Source organism: Erythrobacter sp. KY5 (assembly GCF_003264115.1).
In the GTDB taxonomy this organism is placed as follows: domain Bacteria; phylum Pseudomonadota; class Alphaproteobacteria; order Sphingomonadales; family Sphingomonadaceae; genus Erythrobacter.
Genome location: NZ_CP021912.1, coordinates 1,889,415 through 1,908,968, shown reverse-complemented (window position 1 = coordinate 1,908,968; position 19,554 = coordinate 1,889,415). Strand labels below are relative to the sequence as shown.

Annotated in this window: 14 protein-coding genes and 1 tRNA gene; 5 read left to right on the top strand and 10 right to left on the bottom strand. The window is 60.1% G+C overall.

Annotated features, from left to right (window positions below; translation table 11 throughout):
• The first annotated feature begins 245 nt into the window (after window positions 1-245).
• The 3 genes from CD351_RS08965 to CD351_RS08955 all read left to right on the top strand — a co-directional run bounded on the left by CD351_RS08965 (window position 246) and on the right by CD351_RS08955 (window position 1,764).
• Complete coding sequence (locus CD351_RS08965) at window positions 246-1,085, top strand: NAD kinase (RefSeq protein ID WP_234027087.1); 840 nt, start codon at window positions 246-248, stop codon at window positions 1,083-1,085.
• Between the two features lie 108 nt (window positions 1,086-1,193).
• Window positions 1,194-1,268, top strand: a tRNA-Asn gene (locus CD351_RS08960).
• Between the two features lie 91 nt (window positions 1,269-1,359).
• Complete coding sequence (locus tag CD351_RS08955) at window positions 1,360-1,764, top strand: hypothetical protein (RefSeq protein ID WP_111992336.1); 405 nt, start codon at window positions 1,360-1,362, stop codon at window positions 1,762-1,764.
• Window positions 1,765-1,797: 33 nt separating this feature from the next.
• Here the strand turns inward: CD351_RS08955 and CD351_RS08950 are convergent, their stop codons facing one another.
• The 3 genes from CD351_RS08950 to CD351_RS08940 all read right to left on the bottom strand — a co-directional run bounded on the left by CD351_RS08950 (window position 1,798) and on the right by CD351_RS08940 (window position 5,776).
• Window positions 1,798-2,538: a sulfite exporter TauE/SafE family protein gene (locus tag CD351_RS08950; protein ID WP_111993678.1), complete on the bottom strand. Its 741-nt coding sequence runs from the start codon at window positions 2,536-2,538 to the stop codon at window positions 1,798-1,800.
• Between the two features lie 57 nt (window positions 2,539-2,595).
• A complete protein-coding gene (gene secA, locus CD351_RS08945; protein ID WP_111992335.1) occupies window positions 2,596-5,364 on the bottom strand; it encodes a preprotein translocase subunit SecA in 2,769 nt (922 codons plus the stop codon).
• 136 nt (window positions 5,365-5,500) lie between these two features.
• Window positions 5,501-5,776, bottom strand: a complete 276-nt coding sequence (locus CD351_RS08940) for a hypothetical protein (protein WP_162627670.1) — start codon at window positions 5,774-5,776, stop codon at window positions 5,501-5,503.
• Window positions 5,777-5,899: 123 nt separating this feature from the next.
• Here CD351_RS08940 and argJ point away from each other — a divergent pair, with 123 nt between their 5' ends.
• The gene (argJ, locus tag CD351_RS08935; protein WP_111992333.1) at window positions 5,900-7,126 is read left to right on the top strand and encodes a bifunctional glutamate N-acetyltransferase/amino-acid acetyltransferase ArgJ; all 1,227 of its coding nucleotides are present in this window, start codon (window positions 5,900-5,902) and stop codon (window positions 7,124-7,126) included.
• Between the two features lie 10 nt (window positions 7,127-7,136).
• Entirely contained in the window at window positions 7,137-7,961 is an 825-nt protein-coding gene (locus tag CD351_RS08930; RefSeq protein WP_111992332.1) for an inositol monophosphatase, read from the top strand.
• Window positions 7,962-8,066: 105 nt separating this feature from the next.
• Here the strand turns inward: CD351_RS08930 and trxA are convergent, their stop codons facing one another.
• The 7 genes from trxA to CD351_RS08895 form a co-directional block, all read right to left on the bottom strand.
• Window positions 8,067-8,387, bottom strand: coding sequence for a thioredoxin (trxA, locus tag CD351_RS08925; protein WP_111992331.1), 321 nt, complete (start codon window positions 8,385-8,387; stop codon window positions 8,067-8,069).
• Window positions 8,388-8,467: 80 nt separating this feature from the next.
• Entirely contained in the window at window positions 8,468-11,950 is a 3,483-nt protein-coding gene (addA, locus tag CD351_RS08920; protein ID WP_174214261.1) for a double-strand break repair helicase AddA, read from the bottom strand.
• Entirely contained in the window at window positions 11,947-14,973 is a 3,027-nt protein-coding gene (locus CD351_RS08915) for a PD-(D/E)XK nuclease family protein (protein WP_111992329.1), read from the bottom strand. Before CD351_RS08915 ends, addA begins: the two co-directional genes overlap by 4 nt.
• Window positions 14,966-15,691 (bottom strand): nucleotidyltransferase family protein, encoded by a 726-nt coding sequence (locus CD351_RS08910; protein WP_111992328.1) that lies wholly within the window; start codon window positions 15,689-15,691, stop codon window positions 14,966-14,968. Before CD351_RS08910 ends, CD351_RS08915 begins: the two co-directional genes overlap by 8 nt.
• Window positions 15,688-16,677, bottom strand: coding sequence for an aminoglycoside phosphotransferase family protein (locus tag CD351_RS08905; protein ID WP_111992327.1), 990 nt, complete (start codon window positions 16,675-16,677; stop codon window positions 15,688-15,690). Before CD351_RS08905 ends, CD351_RS08910 begins: the two co-directional genes overlap by 4 nt.
• A complete protein-coding gene (gene tsaE / locus CD351_RS08900) occupies window positions 16,674-17,129 on the bottom strand; it encodes a tRNA (adenosine(37)-N6)-threonylcarbamoyltransferase complex ATPase subunit type 1 TsaE (RefSeq protein ID WP_111992326.1) in 456 nt (151 codons plus the stop codon). Before tsaE ends, CD351_RS08905 begins: the two co-directional genes overlap by 4 nt.
• Window positions 17,126-19,474 carry a PAS domain-containing sensor histidine kinase gene (locus tag CD351_RS08895; RefSeq protein ID WP_111992325.1) on the bottom strand — a complete coding sequence of 783 codons (2,349 nt, stop codon included), beginning with the start codon at window positions 19,472-19,474 and terminating at the stop codon, window positions 17,126-17,128. The genes tsaE and CD351_RS08895 overlap by 4 nt, the downstream gene beginning before the upstream one ends.
• Window positions 19,475-19,554: the final 80 nt, after the last annotated feature.

Genomic DNA, 19,554 nt, shown 5'->3' with positions numbered 1-19,554 from the left:
CAGATTGCCCGGCGAGCCCCCCCGTAGTGAGCCAGCCCCTTTTGTCCCCGTCGATGTGCGCCCGTTATTCATGCGGCTCCTTTATGCCCGCATTTCGCCAAAATCGCTCCCCAATTGCAATCCGCCCGAATTTGGAACATCAGGATAACTCATTAGTGCCTTTGGGGGGCGCGCTGCCAGCGTAGCATGGACTAGTAAACGCTTAGGCAAGCCTGATTTTTCGCGAATTTGTGCGGAGAGCGTGTATGGGGACTGCAGTGGACATCGACACCAATGGCAGCCGCTCGGGCGATGGCCCTGTGCGAGGCAATTTCGAGAAAGTGGCCCTCGTCGCATCCGATTCGCCGCGCGCGCAGGAAGCCTATTCGATGCTGTGGGCACAGCGCGACTGGTGCGCGATGGAGGATGCCGACGCCGTCGTCGTCCTGGGTGGAGATGGTTTCATGCTGCAAACCCTGCATTCGATGATGGATTCAGGGCGCATCGTACCAGCTTATGGCATGAACCGTGGCACGGTCGGCTTCCTCATGAACCGCTATGACATGTCGAAACCCGTCATGGACCGGCTCAACATTGCGCGCGCAAAGACAATCACGCCGCTTTGCATCACCGCCGTCACACAGGCTGGCGAAAAGCATGAGATGTACGCGATCAACGAATTGTCTCTGCTTCGTGAAACGCGCCAGACAGCGAAGCTTGAAGTGACGGTCGGAAGCCGCGTTCGTATCAAACAACTCGTGGGCGACGGCGTCCTCGTCGCGACCCCTGCCGGTTCCACTGCTTACAACCTGTCGGCCAATGGGCCTATCCTGCCGCTCGACAGCGCGATGCTGGCTCTCACTCCGATCAGTCCGTTTCGTCCCCGTCGCTGGCGCGGCGCAGTGCTGCCCGATGAGATGCGGATCAAGTTCAGGGTTCTCGAGCCAGTCAAACGCCCGGTTGCAGCGGTCGCAGACCAAAAGGAATTGCGCGACATCGCAGAGGTCACAATCGAGATCGCACACGATTGCGATCTGGAACTGCTCTTCGATCCCGGCCAGTCGCTTGCCGAACGTATCGTGGCTGAACAGTTTGCGGTCGATTGAAAGATCAGGCCGCCAAAGGCTCGAAAACGCAATTTCACCCCTTGCAATGCTAGCCGTGCCTGAATATAGGCTCGCCTCCGCTTCCCTCCATACCGCTTGGGAAGCTGCTCCCCGATAGCTCAGCGGTAGAGTAGGTGACTGTTAATCACTTGGTCGTTGGTTCGAATCCAACTCGGGGAGCCATTTTCCACCCATCTTCGAAATCTCGTCCTTGGACAGGGTCAATTCCGCCGTGCTAGCACGCTTGCGGAATGTATTTTTTTGGGAGGAATACATGGGGACTTTAGGACTTGCTGCGGCATCGCCGATCTTTGTGATGCTGATGGCTGGCAGTATCGATCAGGATACGCGGGATCATTTCGACAAGATCGCTCAATCGGTGTCGATGGCGCCGACATGCAGACAGCATGACTTCGTCGTCGATGACGCAGGCATCAATGACTGGAAAACCCGCGCGGTCGCGATGGCTGTCGCAGGCGGCATGAGCGAGCCTGATGCGCAGGCACTTTTGCAGGAAACGATCGACGAAGAGTACGAAGACACCAAGGAAATGTTCGAGGAAGCGCGCCGCACTGTACGCACGCGCGACCAGTCCGAACGCTTCAATCGCCGCATGAAAAAGACGTGCGAGAAACTGGCAGACCACGAATTGTCGGGCGCCTACTTCACTGAAGGTTGATGCGCTCAGCGCCGGGGGCGACGTCGAGGCGCGTCAGACCCCGGCCAGCAGCCGAACGCCGACAATTCCGACCAGCGCCGCCGTTAGCCAGCGGATCCACCTGAGTGGAAGGATGCGCACGGCCATAAGACTGCCGATCTGCCCGCCAATCACCACGGCAATAAGCAATGGCAGAGCATCGACCATTGCGCCGCCGAACATGGCGGGTCCGTTCTTGGCAAGGTGACCAACGAGGCCAAACAGCGAATTGACTAGGATGAACAGGCTCGCAGTTGCCGCGATCGCACGCGCATCGCGCCAGCGGGTAAGGTGAAGCAACGGCGCGAGGAAGATACCTCCTCCGATGCCGACGAGGCCTGCGAGAAACCCGATCGGTACAACGACAAAAGGAATCGCCTTTGCAAAGCGCGTCGGCGCGCCTGCATCGACCTCACGCACAGGGATCAGCATCGTCAAGGCCGTCAACACAAGGCTAGCTCCAAGGAGGAGCAAGAAGGCTGAGCGGTCGATGGGCATCAGCCCGCCGAGAAAAGCCGCAGGAGCCGCCAGCGCCGTGAGCGCCAAAGCGCCTTTCCACGGGGTCACCCCGGCGCGAGCAAAACGGAAGGTTGCGCCCGTCACGACGACGATATTGCAGGCAAGGCTGACAAGCGGGAGCACCCGGTAATCCAGCCCCGCCAGCGCAAGCAGCGCCGAATAGGTCGAACCCCCGCCAAAACCTACGCTCGCATATAGCAGCGCAGTGACGAAAAATCCCGCGGCCAGCAGAAGGATTAACGGCACTGCGCCTCGCCCCCCTGCCCGCCAGCGACCGGTGCTGAGACGCCAGTCTTATGCAGTGCGAACCGCGCCCGCAGTGGCTGCACCGTGGCAGTGTTTGTACTTGTTACCCGAACCGCATGGGCAAGGTGCATTGCGGCTGATTTCCATGCCGGCATAGGGGTTGTCGGTCTGAGAACCGCCCGGCCCGAATGCAGCCCTCGACGAACCGGCGAGCGAGCCGAACAGTTCGGGCCGGTCTTCGGAGCCGTCGCCATCGTTGGAATTGTCCAATCCGGTGAGCGGGTCGATATGACCGGTAAGGAAATCGGGCAGATCGGGAAGGGCCGCAGGCTCTGGCTGCTGAATGCGCAGCTCGGACTTGAACAGAAGCTTGGTCACGTCCTCGCGCAGAGTTTCAAGCATTGTCTCGAAGAGAGCGAAGGCTTCCTGTTTGTATTCGTTGATCGGCTGCTTCTGGGCGATGCCGCGCATCCAGATCACCTGCCGCAGCGCATCGAGCGTGGCGAGGTGTTCTTTCCAGTGATAATCGAGCTGTTCGAGAAGCAGCTGCTTTTCGACGCGGCGCCAGATATCAGCATCGTACTTCTCGACCTTGGCCGCCATCATCTCGTCGGTTTGAGCACGAATGCGCTCTTCCATGATCTCCTGCTCGACTTGATCTTCTTCAAGCCATTCATCGATCGGAGGATTGATCCCGAAGACCTCTTCAAGCTTTTCCTTGAGCCCTTCGACGTTCCACTGTTCCGGATAGGAACCGACCGGGCAGTTCGAATAGATGATCGAGCTGATCGAATCGTGACGCATATCGACCACGACGTCGTCGACCGCCTCTGAGTCCATGATTTCAGCGCGCTGTTCGTAGATGACCTTGCGCTGGTCATTCATCACGTCATCATATTGCACGACCTGCTTACGCGTGTCGTAATTGCGTGCCTCGACCTTCTTCTGCGCCGTCTCAATGGCCTTTGAGAGCCACTTGGACCCGATTGCCTCGCCATCCTCCAGGTTCGAATTCATCATCTTGGCGAACAGAGTGTCCGGGCCGAAGATGCGCAAAAGGTCATCTTCAAGGCAAAGGTAGAAGCGCGAAAGGCCAGGGTCGCCCTGACGGCCCGAACGACCGCGCAGCTGGTTGTCGATACGGCGAGATTCGTGACGTTCGGTACCCAGCACGAACAACCCGCCCGCTTCGAGCACCTTGGCTTTTTCCGCGGCGACCTCTTCCTTGATCCGCGTGATCTCGGCGTCCTTGCGCAGGCCGTCTTCCATCTCGCTCAGCTCGTCGTCGATACGGAAATCGACGTTACCACCCAGCTGAATGTCGGTACCGCGACCGGCCATGTTGGTGGCAATGGTAACCGCCCCAAGGCGGCCCGCCTGCGCCACGATATGCGCTTCACGTTCGTGCTGGCGGGCATTGAGTACCTCGTGCTTCACGCCTTCCTTGTCCAGGAACTGGCTGAGCAATTCGGATTTCTCAATCGAAACAGTGCCGACGAGGATCGGCTGACCACGCTCGGAATGTTCTTTGATCGTTTTGGCGATAGCTGCGAACTTATCCAGCGTGTTCTTGTAGAATTCGTCTTCCTCGTCGATGCGCTGGACCGGCACATTGGTCGGGATGTCGACGACATTGACCTTGTAGATATCCCAGAATTCCGCCGCTTCGGTCGCAGCCGTACCGGTCATGCCCGACAGCTTGGGGTACATGCGGAAATAGTTCTGGAAAGTGATCGAGGCCATGGTCTGGTTCTCAGGCTCGATCTTGACGCCTTCCTTCGCCTCGACCGCCTGGTGCAGGCCGTTCGACCAGCGGCGGCCATCCATCATGCGGCCGGTGAACTCGTCGATGATGACTACCTTGTCGTCCTTCACGATGTAGTGATCGTCGCGCTTGAACATGTGCACCGCGCGCAGCGCCTGATCGAGGTGGTGTACCACCTGCGTGTTCTCGACATCGTAGAGATTGTCGGTTTCGAGCAACCCCTTGTCCATCAGCAGCTGCTCGACCTGGTCCAGTCCGTTTTCGTTCAATTGGATGTTCTTGGTCTTCTCATCCTTGTCGTACCAGTCTTCCGGAATCTCCTTCGCAACCTCGTCGAGAGCGACATAGAGATCGGATTTGTCTTCAGTCGGACCGGAGATGATCAGCGGCGTGCGCGCTTCGTCGATCAGGATCGAGTCCACTTCATCGACGATGGCGAAGTTAAACGGGCGCTGCGTCATCGCCTTGCGCTCATGCTTCATGTTGTCGCGCAGATAATCGAAGCCGAATTCGTTGTTGGTGCCGTAAGTGATGTCGGCGTTGTAAGCGTCCCGCTTGGCCGCCTCGGGCATGTTGGGGACGATCACGCCGACCGTTAGGCCAAGCCACGTATAAAGCTGCCCCATCCATTCCGCGTCGCGGCGGGCGAGGTAATCGTTGACCGTGACGACGTGGACCCCCTTGCCCTCGATCGCGTTGAGGTAAACCCCAAGCGTCGCCATCAGGGTCTTGCCCTCACCCGTGCGCATTTCTGCGATCTCGCCGCGCTGAAGTACGATCCCGCCGATCAGCTGTACGTCAAAGTGGCGCATGCCCAGCACGCGCACCGAAGCTTCGCGGACCGTTGCGAAAGCTTCGGGCAGGATGTCCTCGAGCGTGGAGCCGCTGTCGAGCTGCGCCCGGAACTTGTCCGTCTGAGCTTTGAGCGCTTCGTCAGAAAGCTCCTGAATCATCGGCTCAAGCGCGTTGATCTTGTCGACGATCTTGCCCAGCGACTTGACGTAGCGATCATTCGAAGAGCCGAACACAGATTTGACGATTTTATTGAACATGGGAGAGGTCTTGCCTTTGGCTTTTGTTTCTTAAGTCGCGCCTCACCACGGGGCGGGAGCGAAAATATTGCGGATATGTCAGGGAGTTTCGCGCAACCCTACGGCGCGCGTTACGATAGAAATTCTTGAAGGCGCGCTATTCCAGCGCGCGGTCTCCGCCGAGGAAAATGCTCGGGCGCAGCCAGCTTGGGAACCACGTCCAAGTGCGCTTACGCTCACGCTTGGGACGGGCCGCTTCGCGGTTTTCTGCTTCGGAGGCGCATGAGCAATTCTCGCTCGTCTGGCTTTCGGACGCGTTGGCGACCGAGCGCGCATTCTGCACGTTCGATTGGACCTCGCCAGCGTGCGCAGGCGCAGAAAGCGCGGCGATGCCGGTGAACAGTGCGAACAACGCAATAAGATGACGAGCCATCATGCGCCTCCCGACATAATGCATCTGTTCGTTGGCGTCCACCTTCCCGCCTAATTTTTAGCACTGCTATAACAAAGATTGAGGCGTTTACTCGGCAAGGGCGCACTTCTAAGGCTGCGGGCCATGGAACTTGAACGCTCTCCTCTTGCCCTGCCCTTTCCCGAAATGCGCTCAATCGCAGGCGTAAAGCTGCGCGTTGCGAAAGCTCGCTATAAGGAATGGGATCGCTGCGACCTGACTTTCGTCGAACTGTCCGAAGGCACAGCGGTTGCGGGAGTATTTACCCAAAGCGCCTGTGCATCGACCGAAGTCGAATTTGGCCGCGAACAGGTCAAGGCAGGCAAAGCGCGCGCACTCGTAGTCAATGCCGGCAATTCAAATGCGTTCACCGGCCACCGCGGACGTGAGGCCGTTGAGCAGATCATGTCGCAGGTGTCTGAGGGATTGGCATGCGCTCCGGGCGAAGTGTTCGTCTCATCGACTGGCGTAATCGGAGTGCCACTTCCCAAGGATCGCGCTCGAGAGGGTGTTGATGCTGCCCTGAAAGCCGACGAATGCGGATGGGAAGATGCAGCCGACGCAATTGGCACAACTGACACATTCGCCAAAGGTGCGCATGCCTCTGCGATGATTGGCGATACCCGCGTCGAGATCGCAGGGATCATCAAGGGTTCGGGCATGATCGCGCCCGACATGGCCACCATGCTTGGCTATGTTTTCACCGATGCCAATGTCGCTCCCGATTTCCTCCAAACGCTTTTGGAAGAGGCGAACTCGCGAACGTACAGCTGCATCACCGTTGATGGCGACACCTCGACCAGCGATACGGTGCTGTCCTTTGCAACAGGCAAAGCTGGCAACGCCTGCATCGAAAACTGGTACAGCCCGGGCGCGGATGCCTTTGCCGCTGCATTTCATGATGTTCACCGCCAGCTTGCGCAACTTGTCGTGCGCGATGGCGAAGGGGCGACCAAGTTTATCAACGTGCGCGTGATTGGTGCGGCCAGCGATGAAAGCGCGCGGCGTGTCGGTCTTTCGATCGCAAACTCGCCACTCGTAAAGACCGCCATCGCGGGCGAGGATGCCAATTGGGGCCGCATCGTCATGGCTGTGGGAAAAGCAGGCGAACCAGCCGACCGTGACAGGCTGTCGATAGGGTTCGGCGGCATCTGGGCCGCACGCAATGGTCTCCCGGTAGATGACTATGACGAGGCTCCGGTCACACAGCACCTCAAAGGTGACGACATAGACATCGAAGTCGATCTTGGCATGGGTGACGGTCGCGCCACTGTTTGGACGTGCGACCTTACCCACGGCTACATCTCAATCAACGCGGACTATCGTTCGTGAGAGGGCGCTCATGAGCCAGTTTTCTCCGCTGGACGCCGAAATCCGCGACCTCCTGCGCTTCGCTGCGCAGCGTTCGATGCTGCCGCGTTATCGCGCGCTTCGCGAGGACGAGGTCGAGATGAAGGGTGAGGACGATCCGGTCACGGTTGTCGACCGCGAAGTGGAAGAGTTTCTGACCGAAGCGCTCACGCGGCTTGCTCCCGATGTCGCGGTTGTCGGAGAAGAGGCGGTTGCAGCCGACGCCAAAGTGATGGAGCGACTTGCCGGCCCATGCTGGATCATCGACCCGCTCGATGGCACGGCCAACTTCGCAAGCGGCGAGGGTCATTTCGGAATCATGGTTGCGCTTGCCGATGCCGGCGAAGCCGTCGCTGGCTGGATCTACGATCCGGTTCGCGATCGGCTGTGCCATTCAAAGAAGGGCGAAGGCGCATTCATTGACGGCGAGAGGGTCTTCGCCAAGGTATCTGGCGAAACTCCGCCTAATTTAGCCGCGATGAAGGGGTTTATGCCCGATGCGCAGCGCGCCCTATTCGAAGCCGAAATTGAGCCGCACTATGCGATCGTCAAAGCCCCGCGCGCGGCATGTGAACAATATCCTCTCGTCGCTTTCGGCGGGCATGACCTGGCGATTTACGAACGCACCCTGCCCTGGGATCACGCAGCGGGCTGCCTGTTTCTGAACGAAGCAGGTGGCGCGTGCCTGCGTCGCGACGGTTCGCCCTACCGCGTTGACGATGGCCGAAAAGGCATGATCGGAAGCGCCAATCGCGTATTGTTCGATGATCTTGCCGAAAGGCTGATCAAGGCGGGCTATATGCCTGCCGACGCGTAGCTCGATCACGGGGCTTCAGAATCAGCAAGGCGCAAGCTCTCGTCTGAGCGAGAACCTGCGCCTTGATGCTTGTCTGCCGCTGAACGCAGTCAGAACGCCTGATCTTTAAAGCTCGCTTTCGATCCAGTCTTTCAGCTGGCTCTTGGGAGCAGCCCCGACCTTGCGGGCGACGGCTTCGCCGTTCTTGAAGAGAACCATCAAAGGGATAGACTGCACGCCCATTTCAGCGGGAATTCCGGTGTTCTCCATGATGTCCATCTTGGCGATAGTGACCTGCTCGCCAAGCTCGTTGCTGATCTCTTCAAGAGCAGGTGCAATCATTTTGCACGGGCCGCACCAATCGGCCCAGAAATCGACCAGAACGGGCTTGTCGCTCTCGAGCACATCGCTCTTGAAGCTCTCATCGGTGACATTGACGGTTGCCATAATGGCTTCTCCTGAAAGTGTGTCTTTGCCCTTCTTACATCCGGGCCTTGGGTTGGGTTCAATTTAAGCGGGTTTGTAGCTCACTCAAGAGCGAGCGGGGCATAGTTATCCTGTGCTTCGCCCAATGATCGCTTGTGATCGGCAAGTGTAACCTTCGGTATCTCGATCAGTGTGGTGTTGTGGGTATAGAGCACCGCTGCACGCACATCGCGTCCTGGGTAGATCGCTTCAAGCGCGCTGGCATAGGCGGCCATCTGGCGAAGCGTTGCGCGCGGAACTTCGTCGAGGCTTTCGGGCGGACGGCGTGTCGTTTTAAGATCTACGACGGTCACCGCCTCTTCGGTCACGAGTAATCGATCCACAGTGCCTGCCACCACGATCCCATCGACCTGCGCTGCGAGTGGAATCTCCGCCAGAGCATCTGCGCTGAACAATTCTGCGAAGCCGGGTTCTGACAAGACAGCCAGAGAGCTTGTCAGCATCTCCTCCCTTGTTTTCTCGTCCAGATCGTCCGCCTGCCGCACCAACCAGCTGCGCGCAGCAGCTTCACGCTCAGCATCAGCGATGTCGGGCAGGCGTTCGAGCAAGCGGTGGATCAGCGTGCCGCGCCGCGCCGCGATTGCAGCGACTTCGGGCGCCAGCGGCGGGTCAGCGGCCCGATCTTCGGCCGCGCTGCTTGGCGCCAGTGGCTTTGGAGGGCGCGGCTCTGGTCCTACCGGTGTTGTCGCCCAGCTTGGCAGCGGCTCTCTGGCTATCTCATGGGGTGCAGTGTCGCTGCCCACAAGCGGCTCTGCTCGCGCGCCCCATTCGCGCCTTGCGCCCCAGACGCTGTCTTCGAGCAGAGGCGTATCGAAAACCGGAGCGAGCCGCGCATACCAGCTGTCATCGTGAGGCTCGCCTTTTTTTGCCTGCCTGGGGCCAAGCGATCCGCCGATGAACAAGGCTTCTTCTGCCCGGGTCATCGCAACATAGAGCAGTCGCCAATGCTCCTGCATCTGCGCGAGCGACGCGTGCTCCGCAGCCTCGCGCACTGGCCCTACTCGCTCGTCCTTGGACAGGGATGGCAGCGGCACGCTGCGCGCGGCGTCACCGGGATTGTCCAGCGGGTCGTCTGCCAGCTCAAGCGCACCACCCTGGCCCGGCTCGCCGGTTGCATCGGCCAGAATAACGATCGGGGCTTGCAACCCTTTGGACCCGTGCACCGTCATCACGCGGACCTGCCCGGTGGCTTCATCCGCGTCACGTTTCAACTCGCCCTCGCCCGCATCGAACCATTCGATGAAACCCGCGAGGCTCGGCGCATGCGCGCTTTCGAATGCAAACGCTGCGTTCACCAGTTCATCGATCGGATCGTTTGCCTCGTTCCCAAGCCGGGCGACCAGTTCCCGGCGCGCTTGCCACGGTCCTGTCAGCATCCAGGCAAGCAACATTTGCGGCGTCTCAAAATCAGCCCTCGCCAGCAGTTCGCGCAGCTTGTCGACTGTCTGAACGACGAAGGCGGCATCGTGCTTGCGCAGATGGTCCCAAAGTCGTTTGCCCGGATCGCGCGGCACATATTGAAGGAGGTCGTCTTGCGTCCATCCGATGAGCGGTGAGGCCAGCAGATTGGCAAGGCTGAGATCATCGAGCGGCTGCGCTGCAAATCGCACGGCCGCCATCAAATCCTTGACCGCGAGAGGAGCACCGAGCCTGAGGCGGTCTACCCCGGCTACGGCCACACCCTTGGCATGAAGCTTTGCGACGATCTGCGTCGCAAGATCCTTTCGGCGGCGTACCAGCACCATGATATCGCCCTCGCTCGCATGACGCCGCTTGCCTTTTTCGAGCACGAACGGCTCTTCCTCGCTCACCCAGAGGCGAACTTGCTCTGCGATCTTTTCGGCAAGGCGCGTGTCATGTGCGGGGAGCCAGTCGCGGTCATCATCCTCGTCCGGGTCATCGGCTGAGCCCATTACGGGGTTCCAGAGCGTGACCAGTCCGGGCTTATCTGAGCCGACATGGTCAGCGGGCGCGTCGCTCAGTCCGAATGCCTCATGTCCAAGCGTCTCGATCACTTGGTTGACGAAATCGAGCACCGGTAACGAGGTTCGGTATGAACGGCCCAGATCGAGTTCGTTCCACGTCGGCAAGCGGCGTTTTTCACGCAGTTCGCCAGCATGCGCCCGCGCATCGTCGATGCGGGCCTTCACGTTTTGCTTGGCACGCTCGAAATTGTCCGGGCTCGTGCCCTGAAATCCGAAGATCGCCTGCTTGTAATCGCCGACGGTGAAGATCGTTCGCACCTTGTCCCCGCGCGCGCCCTCGCCTGCGAAGAAATCGTCGATCAGCGCAAAGACGATATCCCATTGCGAGGAATTCGTATCCTGTGCCTCATCGATCAGTATATGATCGAAACTGCGATCAAGCTTGTAGCGGATCCAGTCCGATGCCGCGCTGTTTCCAAGCAGGATTGCGGCCTTGCGAATGAGGTCGTCGAAATCAAGATATCCCTCGCGCGCCTTGGCTTCGTCCCATCGGATCGCGAAAGCCCTGCCCACTTCCAGCGCCGGGGTAAGAAAGTCAGCAAGAGCAAGCAGAGCGCGGCGCTCGGCAATCATGGCAACCGCATCTGCAACGTCCTGCTGCCATTCCGGCAAGCGCGGCTCTTCACGCGACGGCTTATCCATCTTGCGTGGATCGCCATCCTTCTTGAGCACGGTTTCAAACACTCCGCCCAGCGCTTCTGGACGAGCGGCAAAATCGAGCGAAAGCCAGCGCTGAATGAACTCGGCTGTTTCGGCGCCTTTCTTCGCGCTCCAACTCTGCATGAGCGGCAGCATCGCGCGTAACTGATCGTCAGGAAAGATATCGGGGTGAAGGCCCTCGACTGCCCAGCCCTCATCCGCATCCGAAGGCATGTCCAGCAAGCGCAGCACACGCGTGCGCATAGGTTTTTGCCACGCGCCCTTGCCCGACCATAGCTCTGCCGCGCCAGCACAGCGCATCAGCCAGCCACGCAGCGCGTCAGGGTCCTTGAGCCGGCTGAAATCAGCGACCGCTTGGGCAAACTCCGGGTCGCCTTCAGTGAGCAATTCTGCCAGCACTTCTCGCGCGAGCAATTCACGCTCCCGGTCTTCCATCGGCCTTGCGCCGGGAGTGAGGTCAGCTTCTTCTGGAAAGTTGCCCAGCAGCCACTGCGAAAACGCGTGGATGGTATCGATCCTCAGCCCACCGCCGGGGCAATCGAGAACGCTTGCAAACAGCGTGCGCGCACGGGCCAGCGTTTCGGGGTCGAAATCCGCCCCAAGATATTTGAGCTCGGTCGCAAGCGCGCCTGCCTCAAGCCTTACCCACCGTGCCAAAACCGCATTGATGCGATTGGCCATCTCGGCAGCGCCTGCCTTGGTGAAAGTGAGGCACAGGATCTGCGAAGGCTCTACACCTGGCGTCAGAAGCAATCGCAGCACGCGTGCCGACAAAACCTGCGTCTTGCCTGTTCCGGCAGAGGCAGAAAGCCACACGTTATCGCGCGGATTGGCTGCACCAAGCTGGTTCTCGGCAAGAGGGAATACCTTGCCGCTCAAGACGCCCCCTCCCCGTCTTCGCCAAGTCGCACAATCCATTCTTCGAGGCGCATGAGCTGGTCGTAATCGGAATAACCGGGGTAATCCGGGTTCTCTTTCGCCGTGAAGGGCGCGTCGCCAAGGATGTACTTGTTTATCGCGGTACTCAGGAACTCTTCGTGCGTGGGCAGAAACTTCTCCGGGGTCAGTCCTTTTTGGCGCGGTGTCATTTTCAGTGGGATCGACTGATAGCCGAACTCGCCATCGTCCTTCGAACGTCCAAGCGACCAATATTCGTAGGTCGCGACCTCGCCGGAAAGCTTGCCTTTCTCGAAAGCCCCGTCGCGCGCGATCAGGCCCAGGATGCCCATTTGCAGTGCGTAACCTGCTTCAACCTGCGAGGCGGAAGCTGGCCCGCCGGTCTTGTAGTCCACTACCACAAGTTGCCCGTCCGCACACCTGTCGATCCGGTCGGCGCGGCCGCTCACGGTGATACCGTCGACCACCATCTCGCCTTTCGTTTCGGTGACGAGCACCGTGCGGCCATCTCTGGCTGCCTCATCGACCCACTGCTCAAACCGCTCCATCGCCGCAATGAGCCGCGGCTGCCATAGGCCTTTGAAAAGAGGGTGAACCTTGGCCTCTGCAAACATGCGTTCAGCAAAAGGAGCGATTTCAAGCGACGGGTTCGCCTCGCGCGCTTTGTGCCATGCATCGAGAATGTCGTGTACCAGCGTGCCTCGCAATGCAGGATCGCCAAATGGATCGGCAGCCAGAGGATCAAGGCGGCGCAGGCTCAGAATCTCCTGAGCGTAAAACTGGTACGGATCGCCCAGCAATCGGTCGATCGCGGTCGCGCTAATTCGGACTTTCCGCTGTGCGGCTGACGGCTTGGGGCGAGGACGCGGATAGTTGGGCGCAGGTTCTGGTTCGCGGTCGAGTAGTGGAAGTATCGCAGGTGTACGGTCGTCGCGATGCCTGTCGGCCAATTCTCCCAACAGCGCTTCGACGCGAAGGATAAAGCGCGAAGGTAGGGTCGGCCCGTCCGCGTCGCGCAGTGAGCGACTGAGGACGACCTCCGGTGCGCCCATCGCGCCAGCAAGATCGTGAGCTGACAGCCCGATCCGAAACTCAGCGCCCGGTACACCCAGCACCCGCAGGACGCCCGGTGCTAGCAAGGCATCCGAGCCGGGAGCTTGCGGCCAGCTGCCTTCATTCAACCCAGCACAAATCACAAGGTCAGCCCTCGCCATGCGCGATTCGAGCAGACCGAGTATGGCGACCCGCGGGTGACCACCATAAGGCGGTCGAACGGCCACTTCGTCCATGCGATCGCGCAGTATGCTTGCGATGTCGGAAGGCGAAACGGAGGTCGAAATTTCTCGCGCGTGGTGCCGCAAATCTTCCAGCATACGGGAGAGCGCTCGACCATCCTCGGCTGCCCAGACCGCTTCTGCGGCAAGTCGTTCAGCGCTTGCAGCCAGCAGATCGAGCGATTGTGCCAGAGTTATGGCTTCAGGGAGATCGACCAGTGGCGAGAGGATGGTCTCGACTTCCCCAAACCAATCGACCACGCCAGCTTCACGCGCAATCTGGCGGAGCGGTTCAAGACCCGGCGCCGGTGTTGGCCCGCGCAAGGCGCGGTCGAACTTCCGCACGTTGCGCAGCCATTGCCGACGCGCCTCATCGTCGCCGCGCTGAACCAGGGGATGCGCGATCAGGGCGGCCACGCTGGCAGGCGCAAGACCGTGCGACATGATGTCTGCCAGCAGGCCGATCAGCCTTCCTGCCGGAGTGAGCGAGAGCGCCCGACCCGCAGAATCGTCAGCGCCGATGTTCCAGCGCTCAAGGTGCTGCGTAACCCTGCGAGCCAGACTGCGATCTGCCGTTACCACGGCAATCCGCTTGGTCGGCTCGTCGAGAGCCTCTCGAACCAGAAGTGCGATGGCCTGCGCTTCCTCTTCGGAAGTAGCGCTGGTCAACAGTCGCACCCCGGCAAGCCGGCGTTTTTCAGGGCCAAGGTCGACCCATGATCGGCTCGCCTTGGGCGGAAGGAATAGCGAACTGATCGCCTGACTTCGCGCTGGATCGGCTGCGGTGATGCCGCGTCGATGCCAGGCTTTCACCTCCGCGCGGGCTATCCCCATGCGCTGAAGCAGGAGCTTCAAATGGTATTGCGGATGAGTGAGTGCATCCGACTGTCCGAACACCTCTCCACCGGGTTCCGGCGTCGCCCCGGCGCGTCCGAGTTCGTCCCAAGCTTCATCGGGCAGTTTGAGGTCAAGGTCGGGCAGGATCACTGCGCCGTTGGGCAAATGCGCAATGGCACGCAACATCCGCGCAAGAGCGGGTGATGCGCTGGTCACACCTGCAGCGATTAGCGGGGTACCAGGCGGAGCCGCGCGCCAACGCTTTGTCGCTCGATCAAAAAGAAGATTGCGCCGTGTCGCGGCGTCCACATGTCCCGTCTCTTCAAGTCTGGATCGCCAGCGCGCCTGAACCCGTGCGAAGAGCCGCAGAGAGTCCTGCCAATGGCCTGACAAATCCCCAAGCATATCAAGCACCGCATCGCTGGTGAGATCCTCAGGCTCCTTGCCCTCCACGAGCAATCGATCCATCGTACGCGCGATTTCGCTGGCAAGCCGTATTCGCGCCGCCCCGGGCAAAGGTGATTTGCCGAGGCCCGCACGTTCTTCTTCGACAAGCCGCGCAAGTTCGAGCAGTCGCCTTGTGGGTTCGACCGCCGGTGGAATGTCGCTCGCACCGAGCGGATCGAGCAACGCTCCAAGGCTTTCGTCGAGGTTTAGATCGCCAACTGTCACCATGCGCGGCATAAGCATGCCTGCGCGATCGTTTTCTCCGCACCAACGGATAAATGCCTCACTCATGGTGCGCGCCGCACGGCTGCTGGGAACCAGCAGCGTCAGCCTTGCAAGGCCGAGTCCTTCTTCCTCATATCGAGGCACCAATCCAGCAACCAGCGCATCCGCGAAGCCACGATGCGCTGCGATGGAATACACCTGCGGTTTGCCCGCATCACCCACGCTTTAAGGCATCTTCGGTTGGTGCGATCGCCTGCGGCGTCCCGACTTCGAACCACAAGCCCGTGAACGAAAGGCCGAACAATCGACCTTCCTCAATGGCGCGGTTCCACAGGATGTTGGTAGAGAACTTGCCCTGTGGCGCATCGCGAAGCAGGCGATGCGACACAAGCTGGATTCCAGTGTAAATGAACGGCGCGATCCGCCCTTGTCTGCGCCGTGAAAGGCGACCGACCGGGTCCATGTAAAAATCGCCCGGCCCGTCGAAGTTCACCGCGCGCGCGTGGCTTACCACCAGCAACAAAGCGTCCATCTCGTCCGGATTCCAGCGGGCCGACAAATCGGCGAAGGCATCGCGTGGGCCGTCGATCCAGATGTTGTCGGCGTTAAGGCAGAAAAACGGGTCGGGCAGGTTCCCCTGAGCCTTGACCATTCCGCCGCCGGTTTCGAGCAGTTCTTCGCGTTCATCGGAGATCGAGACCTTCGGCAAAGAGCGCTCTACGACATGCGCTTCGAGCGCGTCGGCGAGATAGTGAACATTGACGACCGCTCTCGCGACGCCGTTTTCGGCAAGTCGATCAAGCGCGTGGTCAACCAATGGCTTTCCAGCCACCCTGACAAGCGGTTTCGGCTGTGAAGCAGTGAGCGGGCGCATCCGCTTGCCAAGCCCGGCGGCCATAACCATTGCCGTATCGCTTGCGAGGGCCGGCTTATCGCTCATGCTATTGTTCCCCCACCCTTTTCACGCAGATCCTCAGGGATATTGGATGCAAACCATTTTGCAACCGGTTCGAGCGCGGGATGCTTCAGATCGCGCTCCATCGCATGCCACACGCGCGGGATCATGGCGAGATAGCGCGGTTTGCCATCGCGCTTGTAAAGGCGCGTGAAAATGCCAACGATCTTGGCATTCCGCTGAGCGCCGAGCAGCGCGTAATCGGCGAGGAAGTCCGCGTTCCCTCCCGCTTTGTCCAGATATCGCTCGAGCATCGCGGCTTCGAGCTTTTCCGACACGTCTCGCCGAGCATCCTGCAGCAGCGACACAAGATCGTAAGCCCTGTGCCCGGCAAGCGCGTCCTGAAAATCGATTAGCCCCTGAGGCGCATGATCGAAGGGGCTTCCAAGAAGCATGATATTCTCGGCATGGTAATCGCGCAGGACCGTCACCCCATCGCCCTGACGCGCAATCAAGGGCGCAAGAGCCGTCTGCCATGCTGCATCGTAGCCGTCTGTGTCGACCTCAAGTCCCGCCGCCGGTGCATACCACTCTGTCAACAGGCCAGTTTCGCGCAGGTAGACCGGCAAATCGTATGCCGGGAACGGACCGGGTGGAAGATCGTGCAGCGCGACAAGTGCATCAATGGCCTGCTCGTATGCTGCCTGCTCACCCTCAGGATGATCGTCGAGCCAATCTCGCATGCGATCATTGCCGAAATCCTCGGTCAGGATCCAGCCTTGGCCTGCGTCTTCAGCGAGTATCGCAGGCGCACGCATCCCATGCTGTGTCAGCCACGACGCGACTTTCAGGAAAGGCTTCGGATCCTCTTCGGGCGGAGGAGCGTGCATGAGCATTGCGGTCTCACCGCTGTTGCGGCGCAAGCGGAAATAGCGGCGGAAGGATGCATCGCCGGGGATCGGTTCGATGGCGGCATCGCTCCATCCTGCACGTGCGACAAAATCCTCAAGACCTTCAGGCAATTCAATCATGGCATCCGCCCTAGCCAATCCGCTCCTGCGCGAGCAATCGCAATCCTGCCTGTTCCCTGGGTTTCCAACAGGATAGAAAGACACGCTGGATCATGAGAAAAGCCCCCGGCATGAGAGGGCCATTCGGCCAGCAGAACGGCCCCTTCGCGATAATCGTCGAGACCGATTTCCTCGACTTCGCTCGGGTCGTCGAGCCGGTAGAAGTCGGCATGAGCGACCGGCAGCCGCAAGGACGGCGGATCGTAAGTCTCGATGATCGTAAAAGTCGGCGACGGGACTTCGCCTTCATAACCCAGCGCTGCAATGATGGCGCGGGCCAGCGTCGTCTTCCCAGCACCAAGGCCACCCTCTAGCGCGACGATATCTCCCGGCCTGACCTTTGCGGCGATGCGCGCACCGAAGGCTTCCATCGCTGCGAGGTCTGGGAGTTGGTCACGCTGCTCATCATTCATGGCAAAGTTACCACGGCCCTGGTGCCGACATCTTTCTTGCTGCTGAGATCAAGCGAACCGCCATGCGCCTCGATCAACTGACGCGCCAACCGGATACCAAGCCCGCTTCCTTCGCTGACCTCGGTTTCGTCCGCGCTCAACGTTCCTTCCGCGCGGGCCAGTTCGTCGGGTGTCATCCCCTTGCCATTGTCACTGATCGTGATCTTGCCCCGCCAGGTATCGTCCTCAGACGGCTTCGGCAGTTCGATAGTGATCTTACCGCCCTTCGGCGTTGCCTCGATCGCGTTGTCGAGCAAATGACCAAGCGCACGAGCCAGTTGTCGCGGATCAGCTTCCACCACGCGTCCGCGCCTGCCTTTGAGATCGAGGCCAAGGCCCGCACCGATGATTGCCTGCTCACGCTCCCGCACAAGCTTTGTCAGGAATGCGAGAAGGTCCATTTCCTCCTTCTCGATCGGAAGCAGGCCCGCCTCGCTTTGCGAGAGGTCGAGGACGTTTTCGACTTGCTCGGTGAGACGTTCGACCGATGAAAGGATCGCGTCCACATATTCGCTTGCATTGTCGCCCAGTTCTCCCGCTGCGCCGCTCTTGAGAAGTTCGGCAAATCCGCCAATCGAAGTGAGCGGCGTGCGGAATTCATAAGACATGTTCGCAAGAAAGCGCGCCTTGACCGCATCTGCCTCTTCGAGCGCAACCGCGCGCTCGCGCAGGGCTTGCTCCGCCTTTTGAGAATCGGTGATGTCGAGGACGGTGAGCAACCCATTACCATCCGGCAACGGAATGCCTGCAAAGCGCAGCGTCCTGCCATCGGCGAGCACGACCTGCCCTTCCTTCTCGCGCCGGTCGAGTGTCGCAGCGCGGACAATAGCGCCGATCTTTTCTGCCTCTCCGGGTTTGCGCAAATTCTTCCCGATGGCCTCAAGCAGCACTTCGGCGCTTGGATGCGTGTCGAGAAATTCGCTTTCGAGGCCCCACATCCCGCCGAAACTGCGGTTCCATAGCTGAACCGAACCATCGGGAGCGAAGATCGCAAGCGCTTCGAACAAGCTGTCGAGCGTTGCCGTACGCGTGCGCAGCAGCGTGTCGCGTGTTGCCGACAGGGCGAGGCTCTCGGTCCGATCCTCTGCGATCATGACCAGCCCGCCATCTGGCATAGGTTGTGCGACGATCCGCAAATGAACCCCGCCCGTCAGCGGCCAGTTTTCTTCGACCGCTTCAGAGGCGTCGAACCATGCGCGGTGCTCGCGGCGCCATTCGGGGAAGTCGCGCACCTCGGGCGTGCTGCCATGCTCGCGTGCGTCGGAAAGGAACTGCTCGAATGATACGCGCCCTTCCGCCACTTCTGCGGTGATGCCGAAAAGTCGGCGGAATGGTCGGTTCGCAAAGGCGAGCTTTTCTTCCGAGGTGAACTGAGCCACACCGACGGAAAGCTGGTCAAGCATCGCACGCTGTGCGTCGCGAAAGGCGCGAAATTCGCGCGTGACCTGCTGTTGCTCCTCAATGTCCATCGCGTATCCGGCAACGCCATCGCGCCCGAGCGGCAGATCCGTGACACGCACGCTGCGACGCGAGCCATCTATCGTGACGGCGGCGTCTCGCTGGGTCTCTTTCTGTGCTTCAAAGGCTTTCCTCGCGATATGCGCTGGCGATTCTCCGCCGCTCGCTTCGAGAAGCTCGATCTGGTCGTCGACAACCGCTTCGAGGCTACCCGCTCCCACCGCCTCGACATAAGCGTGATTGGCCAACATCAGCTTCATTTCAGGGTCGCGGAACCACATCGGCATTGGCGCTGCTTCAATGAGACCGATCAGGGCTGCGAAATCGGCCTGTGCTGCGCTCGCGCTTTCGCGAAACTTGGCGAGTTGGGTTTCGCTGTTGGTGAAGTCGAACACCCAGACAATCGCTGCGCCGCCTGGCGAGACCTGTGGGTCGGCAAGCGTTCCTTGCAATGCCAAGGTCTTGCGAGATCCTGGCGGGGCGAGCGACATCTCGAAAGGTGCTGCGCTTTTCTGTGTCAGGCGCACCTTTTCCCACAGCTCTTCGACCTGCGCCTTCGACAGGCCTGCATCGCCTTCGCCCTCAAGCTCGCTCAGATATTTCGGCATCGCGTCGAGACCGAGCCAGCGCGCAAGCCTCTCGGGCGCCTCGATCCGTCCATCGACCCGCACGAGCAGCGGGATCGAAGGCGCAGCATCCAGAAGGCTCTGCATTCGCTTCAATGAGGTTTGCAGCGCCTTGGTGCGCCGCGTTTTCGTCCCCGCCCGCAGTACCAGCACGGCAGCAGCCACTGTCCAGGCAGCGAGCACCAGCGCGATTCCAACAAGAGCGAGAGGGGAAAATTCCATTTGTCTCAGCTATGCCGGAGCAAGCCTGCATGCAACTGCGCCGCACACGAAAAGCCCCCGCAATTTCGCTGAATTGCGGG

What these genes read in the sequence shown, in the direction of transcription:
- CD351_RS08965 (WP_234027087.1), top strand. Translation starts at nt 246, where the DNA reads ATGGGGACTGCAGTGGACATCGACACCAATGGCAGCCGCTCGGGCGAT.
- CD351_RS08955 (WP_111992336.1), top strand. Translation starts at nt 1,360, where the DNA reads ATGGGGACTTTAGGACTTGCTGCGGCATCGCCGATCTTTGTGATGCTG.
- secA (WP_111992335.1), bottom strand. Translation starts at nt 5,364, where the DNA reads ATGTTCAATAAAATCGTCAAATCTGTGTTCGGCTCTTCGAATGATCGC.
- CD351_RS08940 (WP_162627670.1), bottom strand. Translation starts at nt 5,776, where the DNA reads ATGGCTCGTCATCTTATTGCGTTGTTCGCACTGTTCACCGGCATCGCC.
- argJ (WP_111992333.1), top strand. Translation starts at nt 5,900, where the DNA reads ATGGAACTTGAACGCTCTCCTCTTGCCCTGCCCTTTCCCGAAATGCGC.
- CD351_RS08930 (WP_111992332.1), top strand. Translation starts at nt 7,137, where the DNA reads ATGAGCCAGTTTTCTCCGCTGGACGCCGAAATCCGCGACCTCCTGCGC.
- trxA (WP_111992331.1), bottom strand. Translation starts at nt 8,387, where the DNA reads ATGGCAACCGTCAATGTCACCGATGAGAGCTTCAAGAGCGATGTGCTC.
- CD351_RS08910 (WP_111992328.1), bottom strand. Translation starts at nt 15,691, where the DNA reads ATGAGCGATAAGCCGGCCCTCGCAAGCGATACGGCAATGGTTATGGCC.
- CD351_RS08905 (WP_111992327.1), bottom strand. Translation starts at nt 16,677, where the DNA reads ATGATTGAATTGCCTGAAGGTCTTGAGGATTTTGTCGCACGTGCAGGA.
- tsaE (WP_111992326.1), bottom strand. Translation starts at nt 17,129, where the DNA reads ATGAATGATGAGCAGCGTGACCAACTCCCAGACCTCGCAGCGATGGAA.
- CD351_RS08895 (WP_111992325.1), bottom strand. Translation starts at nt 19,474, where the DNA reads ATGGAATTTTCCCCTCTCGCTCTTGTTGGAATCGCGCTGGTGCTCGCT.